Source organism: Streptomyces sp. NRRL S-350, assembly GCF_000719705.1.
Taxonomy (GTDB): Bacteria; Actinomycetota; Actinomycetes; order Streptomycetales; family Streptomycetaceae; genus Kitasatospora.
The window spans coordinates 1-427 of the sequence record NZ_JOHO01000204.1 but is presented as its reverse complement, the minus strand read 5'-3'; the positions used below and the strand labels follow the sequence as shown (position 1 = coordinate 427).

At 65.6% G+C, this 427-nt stretch carries 1 protein-coding gene; it reads right to left on the bottom strand.

The window, feature by feature from the left end; all coding sequences use genetic code 11:
- The coding region (locus tag IF30_RS0140535) for a non-reducing end alpha-L-arabinofuranosidase family hydrolase (protein ID WP_030248309.1) at positions 1 to 427 on the bottom strand (427 nt) is incomplete at both ends.

Genomic DNA, 427 nt, shown 5'->3' with positions numbered 1-427 from the left:
GGGGTTCCAGGAGCCGTTGAGGCTGGTGGCGGTGAAGGAGCGGAAGTAGCGCTGCTCGTTGGCGCCGCGGGCCTCGACGATCATGAGGTACTGGTTCTGGCCCTTGACCTTGTAGACCTGCGGGGCCTCGAAGAGGTTGGCCGGGGTGTCGGTCATGACCGTCGTGTAGGAGGAGCCGAAGTTGCCCGGGAAGTTCCCGATCGGCATGCTCGCCCGGTAGATGCTCCCGTTGTCACCGGCGAAGAACAGGTACATGTTCTGGTCGTCGGCGATCAGGGTCTGGTCGATCGGGCCGGTGCTGGACTTGGGGAGGCTGCCGGTGAACAGCGGCTGCGGCGCGGACCAGCCGTTGGGGTTGGTCGGGTCGCTCGACGTGCGGTAGATGAACGGCCACTGGCCCCACTGGTAGGCCAGCACCCAGATGTTC